This is a genomic window from Flavicella sp. (genome assembly GCF_037132785.1).
Classification (GTDB): Bacteria; Bacteroidota; Bacteroidia; order Flavobacteriales; family Flavobacteriaceae; genus Flavicella.
On sequence record NZ_JBAHZZ010000072.1, the window covers coordinates 1 to 18592 of the forward strand.

13 protein-coding genes and 1 pseudogene are annotated in these 18592 nt (G+C 31.9%); 1 reads left to right on the plus strand and 13 read right to left on the minus strand.

Going from position 1 to position 18592, the window contains the following annotated elements; all coding sequences use genetic code 11:
* Window positions 1–215: 215 nt before the first annotated feature.
* Window positions 216–560: a thioredoxin domain-containing protein gene (locus tag V5787_RS04710; protein WP_336892117.1), complete on the minus strand. Its 345-nt coding sequence runs from the start codon at window positions 558–560 to the stop codon at window positions 216–218.
* Window positions 561–686: 126 nt separating this feature from the next.
* Here V5787_RS04710 and V5787_RS04715 point away from each other — a divergent pair, with 126 nt between their 5' ends.
* Window positions 687–2816: a prolyl oligopeptidase family serine peptidase gene (locus tag V5787_RS04715; protein ID WP_336892118.1), complete on the plus strand. Its 2130-nt coding sequence runs from the start codon at window positions 687–689 to the stop codon at window positions 2814–2816.
* Window positions 2817–3099: 283 nt separating this feature from the next.
* Here V5787_RS04715 and V5787_RS04720 read toward each other — a convergent pair whose 3' ends face one another.
* The 12 genes and pseudogenes from V5787_RS04720 to V5787_RS04775 all read right to left on the minus strand — a co-directional run bounded on the left by V5787_RS04720 (window position 3100) and on the right by V5787_RS04775 (window position 18592).
* Complete coding sequence (locus tag V5787_RS04720) at window positions 3100–4350, minus strand: nucleotide disphospho-sugar-binding domain-containing protein (protein ID WP_336892119.1); 1251 nt, start codon at window positions 4348–4350, stop codon at window positions 3100–3102.
* Between the two features lie 202 nt (window positions 4351–4552).
* On the minus strand, window positions 4553–6865 hold the full coding sequence (locus tag V5787_RS04725) for a chondroitinase-B domain-containing protein (RefSeq protein WP_336892120.1): 2313 nt from the start codon (window positions 6863–6865) through the stop codon (window positions 4553–4555).
* Between the two features lie 61 nt (window positions 6866–6926).
* A pseudogene (locus V5787_RS04730) lies at window positions 6927–7719 on the minus strand (IS1595 family transposase).
* Window positions 7720–7786: 67 nt separating this feature from the next.
* Entirely contained in the window at window positions 7787–9004 is a 1218-nt protein-coding gene (locus V5787_RS04735) for a 6-phosphofructokinase (protein WP_336892121.1), read from the minus strand.
* A gap of 67 nt (window positions 9005–9071) precedes the next feature.
* The gene (locus V5787_RS04740; RefSeq protein WP_336892122.1) at window positions 9072–9836 is read right to left on the minus strand and encodes an SDR family NAD(P)-dependent oxidoreductase; all 765 of its coding nucleotides are present in this window, start codon (window positions 9834–9836) and stop codon (window positions 9072–9074) included.
* Between the two features lie 77 nt (window positions 9837–9913).
* Window positions 9914–11209, minus strand: a complete 1296-nt coding sequence (locus tag V5787_RS04745) for an MFS transporter (protein WP_336892123.1) — start codon at window positions 11207–11209, stop codon at window positions 9914–9916.
* Window positions 11210–11454: 245 nt separating this feature from the next.
* Complete coding sequence (locus V5787_RS04750; protein ID WP_336892124.1) at window positions 11455–12162, minus strand: FadR/GntR family transcriptional regulator; 708 nt, start codon at window positions 12160–12162, stop codon at window positions 11455–11457.
* A 163-nt stretch (window positions 12163–12325) separates the two neighbouring features.
* Window positions 12326–13252, minus strand: coding sequence for a polysaccharide lyase family 7 protein (locus tag V5787_RS04755; RefSeq protein WP_336892125.1), 927 nt, complete (start codon window positions 13250–13252; stop codon window positions 12326–12328).
* A gap of 9 nt (window positions 13253–13261) precedes the next feature.
* Window positions 13262–14194: a polysaccharide lyase family 7 protein gene (locus V5787_RS04760; protein WP_336892126.1), complete on the minus strand. Its 933-nt coding sequence runs from the start codon at window positions 14192–14194 to the stop codon at window positions 13262–13264.
* A 118-nt stretch (window positions 14195–14312) separates the two neighbouring features.
* Window positions 14313–15797, minus strand: a complete 1485-nt coding sequence (locus V5787_RS04765; protein WP_336892127.1) for a PKD domain-containing protein — start codon at window positions 15795–15797, stop codon at window positions 14313–14315.
* 13 nt (window positions 15798–15810) lie between these two features.
* Window positions 15811–16983, minus strand: a complete 1173-nt coding sequence (locus V5787_RS04770; protein WP_336892128.1) for a hypothetical protein — start codon at window positions 16981–16983, stop codon at window positions 15811–15813.
* Between the two features lie 13 nt (window positions 16984–16996).
* Entirely contained in the window at window positions 16997–18592 is a 1596-nt protein-coding gene (locus V5787_RS04775) for a RagB/SusD family nutrient uptake outer membrane protein (RefSeq protein WP_336892129.1), read from the minus strand.

Consider the following 18592-nt stretch of genomic DNA (forward strand, 5'->3'; position numbering starts at 1 on the left):
AAGGCTTACCAACGGCACTTTTACCCCTGGAATAGTCCTTGTCTATTATTTTTGAAATGCGATCCCAATCGATAAGAATATTTATTTGACTAAAAAATGTAGCTTTTATCTTTCTTGTACGTAAGTCACAAATGCTATCTGCAAAAGTAGCTGTTCTTTGTAGTTTCATAACTTATATATACGCCTTAACAAGCTAACAAACAATGATATACAGCCTAAGTTTGGATCTTTGTTTTTGTCATGTACCTTGCAACGGTCTTACCTTGTACCATTTGCGGTTGTCCATTCATAGGAATAATCAACATAGACGGAATGCTTCTAATCGCAAAATCCTCCGATAGATCTTGATCTGCCTCTGTATCAACTTTATAAATATCCAATTTCCCTTTATACTCTTTACTCAATCCTTCCAATATAGATGCCATTATTTTACAAGGTCCACACCAATCTGCGTAAAAATCAATAATTGCAGGTCTATCTCCTTCAACTTTCCAATCTTTATTTTTACTATAGTCAAATACCTTTTCAAAAAATGTTTGTTGCGTCAAAAGCTCTGTCATACTCTTATTTTTTCATCCCTCTTTGGCAGTAAAGATATAAAGAACTTACATATAAATCTGTAACAACTGTTACTTGCTAATCCTAACATAAAATATTATCTTTACTATTGATTCAAATTCACACCCATGACGAACATTATAACAATTTCATTATTAGGTATTCTTATATTATCATGCAATTCTGTAGAAACTCACAAAAAAACAATTAAATTGAAATACCCAGAAACAAAAAAAGTTGATACGGTTACCAATTATTTCGGAACGAAAGTAAAAGATCCTTATCGATGGCTAGAAGATGATCTCTCTGAAGAAACAGGGAGCTGGGTGGCTGATCAAAATAAGATTACATTTGGTTATTTAGAAAACATTCCTTTTAGAGATGAATTAAAAAACCGTCTTGAAAAGTTGTGGAATTACGAAAAAATAAGTGCACCATTTAAAGAAGGTGATTATACGTATTCTTATAAAAACGATGGCTTACAGAATCAATATGTAATTTATCATTTTAAAGAGAATGACGAACCCAAAGTTTTTTTAGATCCAAATACTTTTTCTAAAGACGGAACAACTTCTTTAGCTGGATTATCATTCTCACGCAACGGAAAAATTGTTGCATATTCTATTTCGGAAGGAGGATCTGATTGGAGAAAAATTATCGTTATGGATGTTGACTCTAAAGAGGTGATTCAAGACACCTTGATTGACGTAAAATTCAGCGGAATTTCTTGGCACAAAAATGAAGGTTTTTATTATTCTAGTTACGACAAACCTAAAGGAAGTGAGTTATCTGCCAAAACAGATCAGCATAAAGTGTATTATCATAAATTAGGGACAAAGCAAAAAAACGACAAATTAATTTATGGTGGTACAGAACAAGAAAAGCATCGGTATCTATCAGCTTCCGTATCAGAAGATGATAGATATTTAACTATATATGCCAAAGTTTCAACATCAGGCACAAAAATGTTTATCAAAGATTTAACAAAAAAGAACAGTTCGTTTATTACTGTTTTAGACCATACAGATAGCGACACTTATGCTATCGATAATATTGGAAGTAAATTGTATTTAGTAACCAACCTAAACGCTCCTAATAAAAAAATAGTAACTGTTGACGCATCGAATCCGACTCCCGAAAATTGGATAGATTTTATTCCCGAAACCGAACATGTACTTTCAGCGTCTACTGGTGGTGGTTATTTCTTTGCAAAATATACGGTCAACGCTATTTCACAAGTAAAACAATACGATTTTGATGGTAAATTTATAAGAAATATTCGACTTCCCGGAATAGGTAATGCCAATGGTTTTGGTGGTAAAAAAGAGTCTAAGATTGATTATTATTCTTTTACAAATTACAGCACTCCATCGAGTATTTATAAATTTAATATTGATACGGGTGTATCAGAATTATACTGGCAACCATCTATCGATTTTAAAAGTAAAGATTATGAAAGCAAACAAGTCTTTTACACTTCTAAAGATGGCACTAAAGTTCCTATGATTATCACTTATAAAAAAGGGCTAGAACTAAACGGAAAAAACCCAACCATTTTATATGGTTATGGCGGGTTTAATATTAGTTTAAATCCTGGATTTAGCATTTCAAACGCCGTTTGGATGGAAATGGGCGGAATCTATGCCGTTCCAAATTTACGCGGGGGAGGAGAATTCGGTAAAAAATGGCACGATGCTGGAACAAAACTCCAAAAGCAAAATGTTTTTGATGATTTTATTGCTGCTGGAGAATATTTAATTGATAAAAAATATACCTCATCTGATTTTCTTGCGATTAGAGGAGGCTCTAACGGAGGTTTACTAGTCGGTGCAACAATGACGCAAAGACCCGATTTAATGAAAGTAGCTTTATCTGCTGTTGGCGTATTAGATATGTTACGTTATCATACCTTTACATCTGGTGCTGGCTGGGCGTATGACTACGGAACATCAGAAGACAACAAAGAAATGTTTGAATATTTAAAAGCGTATTCTCCTGTTCACAATGTAAAAAAAGGAAGTCAATATCCTGCTACGCTCATTACTACAGGTGATCATGATGACAGAGTGGTTCCTGCACATAGTTTTAAATTTGCTGCCGAATTACAAGCAAAACAATCGGGTAGTAACCCAATATTAATTAGAATTGAAACCGATGCTGGTCACGGAGCGGGAACTCCCGTTTCTAAAACTATTGAACAGTATGCAGACATTTTTAGTTTTACTTTGAGCAACATGGGTTTCGAAGAATTACCCTAGCGCAACAAAAGAGAAAAAATAATTTCTATTTCAATAATACTTAAAAATCACATCAATTCGAGACTATGCTACAACCCTTTTATAGACAATCAAACTAATACGTTAATTTTTAAACTGCATCATTTACACCATTTTTAATATTTAAATGACGCAATAAATTCGTTTCTTTTTTATATAAGAACAAAACCGTAGATATGCTATGCTTCTATTTTTATTGCTTATCTGAATAAAAAACATTCCAATTTATTAATGCGTCATTTAAAAATTAAATTAGTATTGTTTACTATTCAGTTATAGCCTTAACAATTTCAGTTTTAAAGTTTTCTTTAGCTATTTCTTTAGCTGTTATTTCGGCTTTAATTTTAAAAAACCTGTTGTTTAATAGTTCCATAATTTTAGGCTCTAAATTATTCAAATTTATTTCACTAATGTCAATACCCAAAGGTCCAACACCTTTTTTAAAACATATTTTATTCCAAACAAATTGATCTATGATATGTGGAATAATCAATAAAGCACATCCGTATTTTAATGCCATATGTGTGGTACCCGAACCACCATGATGTACAATAGCATACATTTTCGGAAAAACCCAATCATAAGGAATATTATTTACAAAATAAAACAAATCTTTATTGTAGGTTTTAGGCTTTACAAGTCCACCCGATGCAGTATTGATAATTGCAGGTATGTTGTTTTTCTCTAAAACAGACAAGATAATCACTGTGTTTTCAAGAGGATTGGGATTTACCATACTCCCGAATGTGACGAATGTTAATTTAGAATGTTTTTGTAAGAATTCCTTTAATTTACCACTCGGCTGCCAGTTGTTGGTGTTTTTTCGTTCGTGGTAGCCCAACACTTTTAAATTATCATTCCAATAATCCGGTCGTTTAAAAAGAGATGGAGATATGGTATAAATTGCTTTACCACTAAATAAAGCATTTTGAATTTCCTTTTGAGTAATTTTTCTAGAAACAGAAACCCACTTTACAGAGCCTACAATTATTTTAAGCAAACCATAATTTGCCAATTGGTAGGTTAACTTATTTAGAAAAGGTCCAAAGTCTTTATCAAAGGAAATATGTGCATGATTTTTTACATAATGTATATAAGGAACAGGACTTACTAAAATCGTTTTATCTTTATTTTCTAAACCCCAAATAACTGGATACATTACTTTTCCGTTATGCACAATCCTGTCAGGGTTTTCACTCTCTATAACCGCTTCTTGCTTTAAAATCATTTTCTTATTTACAGAAGACTGTATGGAAATAAGTTTTGTATAAGCTTTTATTTTTTGAAAGCTCAACCCCCCACCTCCCATGGCAATTTTACCTGATGGACTATCCAGCATCTCAATAAATTCTTTTCCTAAGGAAGCGAACTCAAAACCAGAACCCTGAGCAAGAGTCCTAAATTGCTCAGGAAACAAACAAATAATATGATGCCCTTGCTCCTTTAAAATTTCAGCCAAAGCCAAAAAAGGTTCCATATCTCCCCTAGTGCCAATTGACGATAGAATTATTTTCATAGAAATAATAAATTTACTACAGATCAAGTAATAAAAATACATTAAAAAACAGACAAATTCTTTACATAATTGGTTGTTTGACCATTCCACAATTATATATTCGATTTGAATAACCGAATAACACAGGATTTATACAATACTGGAAGTGCTTCGTGACCCTGCTTAGGCACATTTCAAAATTGATAGAACCGGAAAATAAGGATTAGTACATTAACTTCATTTTTAAGTTTTCTTCTACTTGAATTTTTCCAGAATTTTCAATATTGTTATTTGAGTGATGGTTATTTTTTGCTCCCCAAAGAAGTGCTACAAGCTGGACAGGATTGTTTATAAATGTATTGTTTAAAATATTTACATTTACAATACCTCTAGTATTTAAAAGGATTCCATTTTTTTCTTTTCCACCACACATTGTAAAAGTAGTATTCTTTACAATAAGGTTTCCGCCAATTGTAGATTCATCATAACCACCTCTATAATAATCAATAACATTACTTTTTATATTTGTAAACTGACAATGTTCTATCGTTAAATACTCCGTATTGTAATCTCCTCTATCGTTGGTTTCCTCTGAAAGTTCTATGCCATTTTCACAATTCGAAATGGCCGTATTTATAAATTTTATCTCTTCTGCAAATGTTTGTTTATAAGCTTTTAAAACATAATCAAAATTGTTTATTTCACACCCAGAAACAGTAAGTCCATAGTGGTTGAACATGTTTTCTTTTAAGTTAGCAAATACCTGCTGTTTACCATTCCCTAAAAGTTTAATGTTTTCAATATTTAAAATACCATATGGTTGCAATTCAAATAACGGTGTATTGTCATTTCCTTTATATACTAATTCAACTTGTTCTTTATTCTTTGATTTTATTGTGATGTTTTTATTGATAATCAAAGACTTCGATATGGTATAAGTCCCCTTAACTAACAGTAAAATATCACCCGATTTAGCCGTTAATATTTTTCCTTGAAGATCTATTTCATTTGAAGTAATTTCAATTATAGATGGTTTTTCTTCTCGTTTTTCATTTGAATACCAACTAGTTCCATATTTTTTTTTGTCCAATATTTTTGGGTCTTTGGCTTCAGTTTGAATTGTCGCTCCGATAGAAATTTCGTTTTTTCTTGAATTGCCAAATAGATCATTTGTAATAGTATTAAACCCAAATCCCGAATAGGCTGTAATTTCGTTTGAAAGATTTGGAATAAAAATATCTTCACTTAATTGTATTAAATCAAAGTTTGAGATTTTAAATCGGTCTTTGTTATTAAAGTCAACTCCATGGTTGTTTATAATATTACTTTTGAATTTTACACCATCAGCTTTATCATGCTCAATAATTGGATTTGTGTCACCTTTTTGATTATAAATTACATTGTTTGCTACTACTGTCCTTAAAGGTCTAGCAGATCGAATTTCAGATAGTGGTAATACCTCTTTTTGATCTATGTTACTTCCTACACCAAATTGCCAAGGAGATTTACAGTTTACATAAGTATTATATGCAACAACAACATCCGTAACTTGGTTATATCTATTCAACGGAGATTTTGGAATCCCATTCATAATTGCTAATGGACTTCTGAAATCCTCTCCTATAATACTATAAAAATAGTTGTTTGTAATCCAATGTCCAGTGTTTACAATTCTAATACCTCCATAATTTTCATTAACACCATCTCCAATAAAATAGTTTCCATCGATAACGCAATAGTTCCCATGTCTTGTCACCACAGATCCTTCACTTTTGTAAAATACATTATTTTTAATCTCATTGAAATTGGTTTTACTAGAAATTATTTCAACTTCTCCGTTGCATTCTTCAAAAAGATTATTTGCTATAGATGTATAACTTGGTGACATGGAAGTAAAGCTACTACCTAGTTGGATTGTTTCTCCTCTGGCACCACCTTTTCGTGGTCTTGGACCAAAATGGTTATTGATAATTTGATGATAATTTCTTATACTTTGGTTGCCTTTTAAATCAACTCTAACCGTTGGTCCTCCATTAGTTTTACCAGCAATATAACAGTGACTCAACTTATTGTGTCTTCCATAAAATTGTACCCAAAGATCATCTTGATCACGTTGAGGTTTGTTAAAGTCTAAAATCACACAATTTGAAACACTACAGTTGTTAGCTAGCTGATCTTCTGCCGTTCTAAAAGCTATTACATTTTTTGTAGGACTGTATCCGTTTCTAAAAAACAAATCTTTTATTTGCAAATAATTACCTGACAATTGTACGCTAGAAACCCCTTCAATAAAAACTTTACCAGCTGTTTCTGCTTTTAAAATGATTGGTTTTTCTTTTGTGCCATTACCTTTAAATATAATATTTGTATTATTCCATACTCCATTTTTCAATATAATGGTCTCTCCTGGTAGCACAGAATCTAATGCTGATTTCAACTCGGTTTTATTCTGAACAAAGATTATTTTACCTTCTTGCTTTGAAGAACAAGAGAATAATAAAATTATAAACGAAAATATTAGAATATGTTTAGCCATGGTTTTGGGTTTTTTAAAATATAAGATTTAACTACACACTTAGCGTCTGTTTTGATTGATTTTAAGATATTGGATACTTTTCTACCATTCTATTAATGGTTTTAAATAGAGAGCGGTAAACTATAATACAAAGCTCATTAATACATGCTTTAACTTGCATAATGACAATGTGTAATTAATTTCGGTTATTACTATAATCTTTGTTCAATACCATAAGTTTCTTTTAAAGGTTCGTACCCTCTCCATTTATCCGTTACTATTTTAGCTGATGTACTTATATGCTCTTCAAATATTAAAATTAATGATATTGGTGAATAGTCTTTTATAGACCCTATATAAACACTTTTAATTTTATTATTGCCTGTTATTTGAACAGCAATCTCAGCCTTTTTCGTATCATCAGCTCTTCCTTGTTTTTCCTCTTCTATACCTCCAATAGTAAATTCATCCACGTGTATTAATTTTTGTGAAGAATATTTTTGACTAGTTTTTGTGGCTTTGCGTACTTTTTGCATAAAATACCATGCAGTTCCTTGACGAATACTAAAACGTTTTCTCATTTGAATACTTGAAATACTTTTGCTACTTGTACTCATTTCAAAAACCACACAAAATGCTTTTTGTAAACCAAACTTTACTTTATGAAATAAGGTATTTTCAGTTGCACTTTCTACGTGTTGACAGCTATAACAATGGTATCTATAATCTGACTTTTCACAACCTTTGTTATGTCCACATTTTATGCAAGTAAATCCATCTTGCCATTTTATTTTAGCTAAATATGCTTTACAAACAGTATCATTTGGCAATTCTTTTATAAAACTTAGTCTCTCTTGTCCTTCAAACTGTTCCATAATCTATATTTATAAAGTTTAATATATGGAGATTAAATGACTAATTTAATAATGCAATTAGGTAAATTTAAACCCAATTTAATATTTTCTTGACGTCGTATTTTTCAGGGTCGTCAAGATATTCTTTGGCGTCTTCGTAATCACGTTCTCTAAGATAGATAAGGTGATTGATAAATAATTGAGCCATTTCAGAATCAATATCAACCAAACGAGGAGAAACTTTTCCATTCTCATCCTCAAAATCTTTTAAATACAATGGAGATATATCTCCTCTTGAATTTGCACTTACGATACAGCCTGTAATACCTTGATCAAATAATTTTTTCACTCCAATTCCTAATAAAGTACATAGAGTTAAATCAAAAGCAATAGGATTTGCACAACGCAATTCATAACCAATTTCAACGGGTCTGGATTTGATATTCATGCCAATTTCTTTTAATTTCGTTTGCAGCAGAAAGTTAAATATATGTGATTTGCTTACGTTTCCTAATTCAGGATGTCCATGATCATCATAGGTAAAATTAATACCAGAATTTAAGATCTCTTCTTCATCCATAAAGTAAAAAACACCTTCACTGACCATAACAACTCCATATTCAATTCCACGAATTTTACTCTTTACGATTGATGAAATAATCATATTGATTATTTTTTCAAATGTAATTTTTGTTTTATTGAACATTTCAGGAATAATCATCATTGGAAAATGACAAGCCGATGCGATTCCGAATGCCAAATGTCCTGCAGATCTTCCCATGGCAGATACTATAAACCAGTTTTCACTTGTACGAGCATCTTCATATACTGTGTTCCCAATTCGTACTCCTTCATCCTTTGCTGTATGGAAACCAAATGTTGGATTCCTATCTGGTAATGGTAAATCGTTATCAATTGTTTTAGGAACGTGTATATGAGCTACATTTAGTTGTTGACTCTCTAAATATTTAGATAGTCTACTTCCTGTAGAAGCTGTGTCATCTCCACCAATTGTAACTAATAATTTTACATTGTGTTTTTTAAAGAAATTAGAATTAAATTCACTGTCTTTCGGTTTGTGTCTACTCATGATTAAAGTAGAACCACCACGACTGTAAATTCTATCGGCTTTATGAAAATTAAATTTTTTTATCGCAGGTTTGTCAGAAAATAAACCTTTATACCCGTGATGCACACCTAATACATCATAACCGTCTTTTATAAATGTTTTGGCTAGTGTACTTATAACTGTATTAATACCCGGAGCAGGACCACCGCCACAAATAATTGCAATAGATTTGTTCATGTTTAATTTTAAAAAAAAGAGACCTAGAACCTAGGTCTCTTTTGTCAAATTTAGAGAGGTTAATAGTTTATATTCCTAAAGCTTGACCACCACCAATTTGGATAGTCTCAGCTGTAATAAATGCAGCGTCTTCACTCGCTAAGAAAGAAACAACTGAAGCAACATCTTCTGGTTGACCTAATCTTCCTAACATAATACTATTTTTCCAAGAAGCAAACACTTCTGGCTTCGTAGATTTAATTTGTGCATGGAAAGGAGTGTCAATTGTACCAGGAGATACAGCATTTACTCTAATTCCGTATTCTGCTAAATCTTTTGCTAAAGCTCTTGTGATAGTATGAACTCCTGCTTTAGAAGTTCCATAAATTCCAGCACCAGGACCTCCTGCATTCCAAGCTGCATTTGAAGTATAGTTTATAATTGAAGCATTTTCAGCTTTTTTTAAGAAAGGTATTGCTGCTCTTGAAGCAAAAAATGTTGAATCAAGATTTAAAGCCATTACAAATCTGTAAAATTCAGTCGTCATTTCTTCAAATCTAGATCTACCACCTAAACCTCCAGCGTTGTTTACAAGCAGGTTGATTTTTCCATACTTTTCACCGATTTTAGTAATATTTAAAGTTACCGCTTTATCATCTGTAACATCAAAACCATAGTATTCTGCTGTGATTCCTTCTGCTTTAAGTTCTTCAACTCTCTTTGCTCCATCTTCATGATCAATACCATTTAAAACTACAGTATATCCGTCTTTTCCTAATCTTCTTGCTACTTGAAAACCGATGCCTCCTGTAGCTCCAGTGATTATTGCTACTTTTCCTTGAAATTTACTCATAATATATATATTTGTGTGATTAATTTTATTGTTATAATTCTATTTTTGTTTTTTCATTTTGAAATAATTAAGAAATTTTACTTTTCAGATTTTAAAGTCTCAATTTTTGGTATCAATATCCATACACTTGCTAATACTATAGCTGCGAGGATTGCTCCAATTATAAAAGCTGGTGCATAATTACCTCCAACTGTTAATATAGGAACTAAAGCTATTAAACCAGCCCCCGTTAATTTAGCTGCTGTACCAGAAAAACCAGAAAGTGTTCCTACGGTTTTCTTTCCAAATAAATCACTTGGTAGTGTTTGTACATTTCCAATTGCAGTTTGAAACCCGAAAAGAACTGCAGCCATTATCAATACTGCTGCCATAGGAGAGCCTGGGTTTGATAAAGCCAATAAAGAAGGAAGCATAATAACACATCCAAGCGTTATAACAATCTTACGAGTCTTGTCTACATTCCACCCCGCTTTTAATCTGTTTTGCGCTAATAAGCCTCCAAACCAAGCACCTAACATAGCACCTACATAAGGAACCCAGCCGTATATACCAATACTTTTAATATCCATATTATAAACTTCTGAAAGATATTGAGGAATCCAAAAGACGAATAACCACCATATTGGATCTATTGCAGCAGATGCAATAATAACTCCCCAACTTTGTTTACGTGAAAGTAATTCACGAACAGATGGATTATATTCAGTTGATACTTTGTTATTATCCTCTACCTCTTCTTGACCTGCTAATATGTAATTTTTTTCAAGTTCTGTCAACCAAGGATGGTTTTTTGGTGGAGCTTTTACTATAATTAACCATGGGATTAACCAAAGCAAACCAATAAGACCAATTATAATAAATATCATTTGCCAGCTAAAATAAATTGTTAGAAAAGCTATGGTTGGTATGGCTACAATACCACCTATAGCAGCTCCTGAATTAAATAATCCCTGTGCAAATGCTCTTTCGGTAGCTGGAAACCATTCTGCATTTCCTTTAGCTGCCCCTGGCCAGTTTCCTGCTTCAGATATACCTAATAGAGATCTAAAAATAGCAAAACTCAATACACCAGTTGCCAAAGCATGAAGTGCTGTAGATATTGACCAAAAACCAATAGATAAAACAAAACCAATACGTGTTCCAACCTTATCAAATATTTTTCCAAAAATTGACTGTCCAAAAGCATATGAGAACATAAATACAACAGAAATCAGAGCATAAATCTCTTTTCTTTCATCCACGGTTTTATCGGGATATAAATCTTCTGATATGCTTGGCCATAAAACTACCAGAGCTTGTCTGTCAATATAATTAATTACAGTTGCTAAAGCTATCAAAGCAATTACCCACCATCTTAATCCTTTTACTTTCATATTAGTTTGTTTTAAATTGTATATCCCTTTTAGTTAAATAAAGACATCATTCTTCTTTTTTCGATAATTGATTATTTTCAATTATGAATTTATCTAGCTTGATTTTGCTAGTAATAGGTAAATTTAAATGGAGTAAAACTTTTAGTTTTATATCTATAATTAAATAATTATAGTAATTTAAATTTACACCCCTCCAATTACTTTTTATCTCAAATAAAGTTGTGCATCTTTATTATCAATATTATTTATTCGTTTGTACTATTACAGTATTCATATAATGTTTTAAAATGAATTTTCATTTTTTCTTTAACCAATTCTTCATCCTGTAATTTAATCGCGTTAAATATTTCTTCATGTTCTTTAATACCTGCAATAGCCAAGCCATCTGCGCAAACATGATGTTTTTCTATGTTGATAATAATTTCAGGAGTTATTATTAACATAAAAGTATTGATAGTACTGTTCTTAGAGGCTTTTGCAATTGCTAAATGGAATAATAAATCTTCCTGTACAGCATCTTCACCTCTAAGCGCTTTTTCTCTAAAAGCATCTAATGATTCTTTAATTTGTTCTAAATCCTCATCTGTTCTCCTAATTGCAGCTAACGAAGCGGATTTTAATTCTAATAAAATCCTTGTCTCTACTAAAGATTTAAAATCTGGCTTTTCTAATCGTAAAATATCTTCAATCATACCATTAAGAGCAACTATACCAATATTAGCAACAAAAGTTCCACTTTGAGGAATTGAATTTAACAAACCGTAAAATTCTAATTTCTGAATCGTTTCACGAATGCAACTTCTACTAAAATTAAACTTTTCAGAAAGCATTCTTTCTGAGGGTAATTTATCACCCGGTTCTAAGTTTTTATAGTTGATTAAATCTCTAATTTTAGAGATAATCGTATTTTGTACTTCTTTGTGTTCGTGTTTAGTTATTACTTCTAATTTCATATAGCTTTGTGTTTTCAGCCGGATTGGTTAACCAGTTTAAGCGTGATAAATATAAGTATATTTTTCAGTCTAAAAAAACATTATTTGTATTTGTTTTTATTAGTTATTTATGGTTTTTAAAACTTTAGAGGGTAAAAACATCAATAAAATTCATCAAACTTTGTTAATGTGTTATTGTTAAATCGTAATATTTTACCGTTGAAAACGCAGTATTATCAGTGCTTCCCAGGTAGTTACCTGCTTTAAAATAATTTTCAAATACACCCCATTTTATTATGTGTTCTGAATCGTATACTTTAGACATTGTTTCATTAAGTATAACTTCCATTCTGCCTTCTGTGGCAATAATCTCTATAGTGAATTTATCAAATCCAACTTCAACTGGAAAATTATATCCATCATCGTTTCCCCAAGATGTTGTTTCTAATATCTGTAGCGAATCTGCATTGGGGTCATTTAGTGTTTTTGTTTTTACTCTTATTATATTATCCTGCCAATATATTTTTAACATTGGAGGAGCATTATTGTCTTTTTGACCAATTAGGTCTCTTTGTTCATTTGTCAGTCTTCCATGAATTTGCATAATTATAATTTTATCATAATCACCATCGCTTTTTTTTGAGACATTTGAAACAGACAAAGTGCCTTTTAATCTCCCTCCTTGTTTAAAAGTCCAATTGGTAGAATTACTACCAGGAATCATTTGTTCTCTTAATTCGGTTCTTGAATAGCTAGAATTTGCAGTAGAAGAACCGGGATAAGTATAAAAAACCAAAGCTCCATTTATAGAGTCGTTATAAAAAAAAGGTTTTAATGTCTCGTTAGTTGCATATGTTAATATTTTTGGAGGTTCAATTTCATCTGGCGCACCAATTGGGAGTGTTACTTTCCAATTATTTAAATCAATATCAGGTAGGATATAAGTTGGATCAATGGTTTCTTCAACTTCAACTTCTTCTTCAACTTCTGTTTCAAGATCCTCTTGAGCTATAGACTCTTCATTTTCTTGACAACTAGAACAAAGTAAAATAATAAAAGATACTATTAATAACCTGTTTATGAATTGTTGTATGTGTGTTTTTAATTTCATTGAGTTGTTCTATTTATGACTTACCTCTAATTCGTAATATTTAATTTTTGAATATGCTCCCTCATCTCTAGATTGAAAATAATTTCCTGCTTTAAAATAATTTTCGAAAATGCCCCATTTTTCCATATGAATATTTTCATAAACTTTATATTCATTTTTGTTTAAAATGATTACCATTTTACCTTCAGAAACTTTAACTTCTAAAATGAATTTTCTAAAACCTACTTCTTGCTCAAAATTGAAACCCGCATCGTCACCCCAAGCATCTTTATGTAACATTTCTTCGTAAGTTGCATTTAAGTTTTTAAGTACTTTTGTTTTTATCCTTACTTTTCCTTTGTCCCAATATATTTTCAATATAGGAGGTGCGTTATTGTCTTTTTGTCCAATTAAATAGCGTTGTTCATTTGTTAAACGACCATGAATTTGCATAATTATAGTCTTGTGATATTTACCTTCAGAATCTCTGGTAGTTTCTTTCATCGCCAATTTCCCTTTCATGTAGCCACCTTGCTTAAATGTCCAATTTACATGATTGCTTCCGGGAACCATTTGCTCTCTTAACTCGGATCTCGAATATTTTGTATTCGCTGTTGTTGAATTAGTTGGCATGGCGTGGAAAACGATTGCTCCTACAGCAGAATCGTTATACATATATGGCTTAAGCACCTCATTTGTTGCATAATCCAATATTTCTGGTGGCTCTACACTTATTGTTTTTCCTTTTCCATTACCTGCAGGTATCGTTACTTTCCAATGACTCAAATCTATTTTTGGGAGTTTAACTTTCTTTCTTCTTTTCTTCTTCTTTTTCTTTTGATCTTTGGTTTCAATTTTAACGTCAAATTCTGTAACGCTTTCCTTTTGTACTTGAGAGAAAGCATTGGAAGACAGAAATACTGTTAATAGGAATACTAATATATATTTACGAATTTTTTTCATTTTTCACTTATTGATTATTCCAGTTAAACTATAACATTAAAGGATTATTAGATAATGTATTGCTCTATCAATTAGATAGAGCAATTACATCAATTATTTTTGTGTTGATATCATAAAATTAAAACCCAGGAGTAATAATATCAATATTATCAATAAATACTTCATGACTACTATCAACAGCTCCTGATGCTCTCACATAAATTACAATTTTATTTGCTGTAGCTTCAAAAGTAAATGTGGTAGTAGTAAATGTGTCGTTAGAACTTGAAGATTTAGAACTATTAAAATCGTTTGTGATATTAAAATAAACATCAGCATTATCTAAAATGTTTTCTTCAGTCGTTATTTCATTATTTAAAATAAATACTTCTGTATTCACTCCTTCGGCTTCAGAACGAGTATCAATAGTAAAGGTATACTCTACACCTGCTTCAACTGCAACTACTTGGTATAAACGACGACAAGCTTCATTTATCTTTACTCCTCTACCTGCACCTGCATTAGTCCCAAATTTATTACCATCACCTGTAGAGCCCGGTTGTTCATCAGCATCTCCACAATTCGTAGCAAGCCAATCTGCTAAATCAGAATTGTACCAAATGGCTCTATATGGACTGTCTATTGTTCCTAATATATCATCAACTACTTTACTATTTGGCGTCATATCCCATGCATCAGCATTGTCACTTGTATTGGATGTGTGGTCATTACACGTACTATTTAATACAACAGCTTCAAATGTCGGTTCAACACCTCCCACCGGAACTGCTTTTGTAATACTTTTTGACACCCCAGAATCATTTGTAGTAGTTAATGTTACACTATAAGTCCCATCTGTAGAATACGTATGTGTGGGGTTCACCTCTGATGAAACAGCACTACCATCTCCAAAATCCCAACTATGTGTTGTTGCTAAAATTGAAGCATCTATAAAAGTTGCTGTTAAAGAAGAAGTTGTAAACGAAAAATTAGGAACTGTAGAGAATACCAATCCTTCTATATTTTTGGTGACAGAAATTTTATCGCCTAAAAAATTCGTTGCTGTTAGCGTAGCTGCAACAGTTGCATCTGATATATATACATGTACAGGACTAAAGTTGGGATCTTCTTCTGTATCTTCAGAATCCCATTCTAAAGTATCTCCATCTCCAAAATCCCAAACTAAGCTATTTGCACCTGAAGTTTGATTGTCAAAAGACACTTCTGTATCAATCATTTCAAAGCCAAAATCAACAAACATAGGTGATACATTTGATGAATCACTTGCGAATAAACCATCAGAACTTTCTGTGGTTAGTTTTACTTTATACAAACCACCTTCTGCATACGTATAATCTGGATTTGGTTCAGTTGACGTATTACCATCACCAAAATCCCAGCTATAAGAAGCCGCATCTGTTGAATAACTTCTAAATACAATTGACATATTATCGTCTGGATTTGTACTCGTTGTAAATAAAGTGTTCGGTTGTATATCATTTACATTTCCCGTTGGCACATCAAACTCTTCAGTCTCTTGATCAATACAAGACACAAAACCTACTACTATAAAAAATAGGGTTATAATATTTTTATTGAATTTTTCAATTAATTTATAAATCATAATATTAAATTTTTTATTGTTTAACTACTATGTCAAATGAATCTAATCTAGATTCATCACCTGAATTACGTGCATAGATTATAACCGATTCATTTTCTCCTGCTTCAAAAGTAATGGCATGCTTTTTGAATACATTCACAACTCTTCCAACGCTGTTGTCTGTTCTAGATGCAACTATATATTCTTCTAGTTGGGCATCTTCGTAAGAATCAGCAGAAGATTTAAGTATAGAAACTTTCATTTCTCCATAGGTATTCATGTTAAAAGCGCTGAAATATGTTAAAACATACGTTGCTCCTGGAGTAACTTCAATTTCTTGGTAAAGAGCTCTAGTCCCATCAGCAGGGAATTTAGCGGCCTGTGTACCTTCCGGTAGAACACCTTCCGATTTTGTGTTAATCTGAAATACAGAACCCCAGGAAGAAGAACTAGGGGCTCTCCATGAATCTCTACCGTCTCCTGTTCCATCAAACAAGCTATTGTCTTCAAAACCAGGTTCTCCAATCTCAGGTATAGCAATTGTTGGAACTGCCTCAGTTACTGTAATTAATTTTTCTGTTTCTTCAAATTTACCAAGGTTATCGATTACCTTTAAAGCGACCGTATAAACACCTGGATTTGGAAACGAAAAAATCAATTCTTGATCTTGTAATGTAGCTGGAGGAAGTTCGGAAATTTGAGTTTCTAAATCCGCAACATTTTGTAAAGTTTCCTCTGAAAGTGTTTGATTTGCTTCTTCAAGTTGAATTTCTAAAGCCACAATTTCAGCTTCATATACAACAACTTTATCAGGATCAGTTTCACAAGGTATTTTAAATTCTAAAGCCTTAATCTGTTTTTCAATAGCTATAACTGTAGCTAATTCAGCTTCAATTAATAGCTCAAGAATAGGTAAATCTTTATTAATCATCGTTACTCCTTCAATAGGAGTTACTGTCCAGTCATAATAAATACCATTTACAGCTAAATTTGAACCTGCTTGAAAATTAAAATCATATTTGGCCCATAATTCAAGGTCATTACAGTCAAATTCTGAAGATGTAACGTCAGTGATGTTGTAAAAAGGAGTTGGTGGTGAAGGGTCATGTAAATCACCAACATCAGGCAAATCATCATTGACACAAGAGGTTAGGAATACGAAGATCGCTAACGCGATATATTTCAAATTAAATAAATTTTTATTCATTATTATGTGTTTTTTAGTATCCATCATTTTGATCATAAAAATTAGGTAAATTGTCTATTTCTCTTTGAGGAAAAGGAAGGTATTTCTTTTCGCTTGTATAATTTAAACTATTGTCAATCGAAAACTGTCTTAAGACAGCATCTGCTTCACCAAATCTTATTAAATCATATAAGCGTTGGTTTTCATATACAAATTCAACTCTTCTTTCAGCTAATAATTCTTGCTTTGTTAGCAAAACAGTTTCTTCAAAACCAGCTCTAAGTCGAACTTTATTATAGGCTTCGATTGCTCTTGTATCTGTAGTAGATTCACCACCAGCTAAAATTGCTTCTGCATATAATAATAGCACATCAGCATACCTTAAAACAACCCAGTCATTATCTCCAATCTCTCCATCGGTTGGAAATTTAACATTAAAAGTATCCGTTGTTAAAACAGCTGGATTATAAGACAATACATCAATACTTGCATAAAACCTAACAGGCTGTAGTTCAGGATTCATTACTGTTAAAAAATCAAGTGTAGCAATATTCACACCATTTGAAGGTCCTTGTAATGTCATGGCAAAACTATGTGATTCTGAGTCTGTTTCAATTTGATCATCTAAACCACTATCACTAGTAGCATAATTATCACTACTTACTAAATCGTAAGCTATTGAAAATATTATTTCATCATTCTTCTCTAAACCTGGATTATTTGACCAAGTACCATTGAGTACTCCATCTGTGTATCCTTCAGAAATTTCATTTCCTAATACGTGACCATAATCAATAGTTAAGTTTGCATAATACTCAGCATCTGTTAAAAGATCGATACTGCTATCTTCAGGGTCAGCATTAAACTCAAACTGATCAGCATTTTCTCTTTCTGTAAATATTAAGTCATAATTATAAGAAGCATTATTTTCTATAACAGATGCTAATAAAAGCTCTGCTTCCGTATAATTTGGATTAGGTTGACTTAAATATGCCTTTGATGCTAAACAAATAGCTGCTCCTTCAGAAGGGCGATATCTATTTTGTTCTGTCCCATGTAAATAAGCAATTGATGTTTTGAAATCATCAATAATTCTTTCATAAACATCAGCTTCAGGTAACTGAGGGTAATCTAATGCCTCGTCAGCAGTTACATCTAAGACTTTATCTATAAAAGGGACATTCTGATATGCTCTTACCAAATTAAAATGACACAAAGCTCTCATAAAATAGGCTTCTCCAACTGTATATTGTTGATTTTCACTAGCCAAATAACGGTTGTCAATAATAGTATTGGCATGCTTAATCGTGTGCATATTATTAGAATAATAAGTTGCAACATCACCATTATTAGCGTCTACATTATAAGCGTTAATAGCCGGGAAATTTCCGTTTTCTGAATTAGCTCTTACGTTGTCTGATCTTAATTCTGTCAATAAGAATTCATTTGCTGGAATTTTTTGATAAGCATCTAAAACTCCATTTGCTAATGATATAAATCCATCATCAGTTTGTAGTAATTCTTCCAACGAAAGTGCAGTAGGATTACTAAGGTCTAATTCTGTTTCACAACTTGACATTAAAGCCACGAAAGAAAAACAAACGATTATATTTTTATATATATTTTTCAT

What these genes read in the sequence shown, in the direction of transcription:
- V5787_RS04765 (WP_336892127.1), bottom strand. Translation starts at nt 15,797, where the DNA reads ATGATTTATAAATTAATTGAAAAATTCAATAAAAATATTATAACCCTA.
- V5787_RS04735 (WP_336892121.1), bottom strand. Translation starts at nt 9,004, where the DNA reads ATGAACAAATCTATTGCAATTATTTGTGGCGGTGGTCCTGCTCCGGGT.
- V5787_RS04760 (WP_336892126.1), bottom strand. Translation starts at nt 14,194, where the DNA reads ATGAAAAAAATTCGTAAATATATATTAGTATTCCTATTAACAGTATTT.
- V5787_RS04710 (WP_336892117.1), bottom strand. Translation starts at nt 560, where the DNA reads ATGACAGAGCTTTTGACGCAACAAACATTTTTTGAAAAGGTATTTGAC.
- V5787_RS04770 (WP_336892128.1), bottom strand. Translation starts at nt 16,983, where the DNA reads ATGAATAAAAATTTATTTAATTTGAAATATATCGCGTTAGCGATCTTC.
- V5787_RS04750 (WP_336892124.1), bottom strand. Translation starts at nt 12,162, where the DNA reads ATGAAATTAGAAGTAATAACTAAACACGAACACAAAGAAGTACAAAAT.
- V5787_RS04755 (WP_336892125.1), bottom strand. Translation starts at nt 13,252, where the DNA reads ATGAAATTAAAAACACACATACAACAATTCATAAACAGGTTATTAATA.
- V5787_RS04725 (WP_336892120.1), bottom strand. Translation starts at nt 6,865, where the DNA reads ATGGCTAAACATATTCTAATATTTTCGTTTATAATTTTATTATTCTCT.
- V5787_RS04745 (WP_336892123.1), bottom strand. Translation starts at nt 11,209, where the DNA reads ATGAAAGTAAAAGGATTAAGATGGTGGGTAATTGCTTTGATAGCTTTA.
- V5787_RS04740 (WP_336892122.1), bottom strand. Translation starts at nt 9,836, where the DNA reads ATGAGTAAATTTCAAGGAAAAGTAGCAATAATCACTGGAGCTACAGGA.
- V5787_RS04775 (WP_336892129.1), bottom strand. Translation starts at nt 18,592, where the DNA reads ATGAAAAATATATATAAAAATATAATCGTTTGTTTTTCTTTCGTGGCT.
- V5787_RS04715 (WP_336892118.1), top strand. Translation starts at nt 687, where the DNA reads ATGACGAACATTATAACAATTTCATTATTAGGTATTCTTATATTATCA.
- V5787_RS04720 (WP_336892119.1), bottom strand. Translation starts at nt 4,350, where the DNA reads ATGAAAATAATTCTATCGTCAATTGGCACTAGGGGAGATATGGAACCT.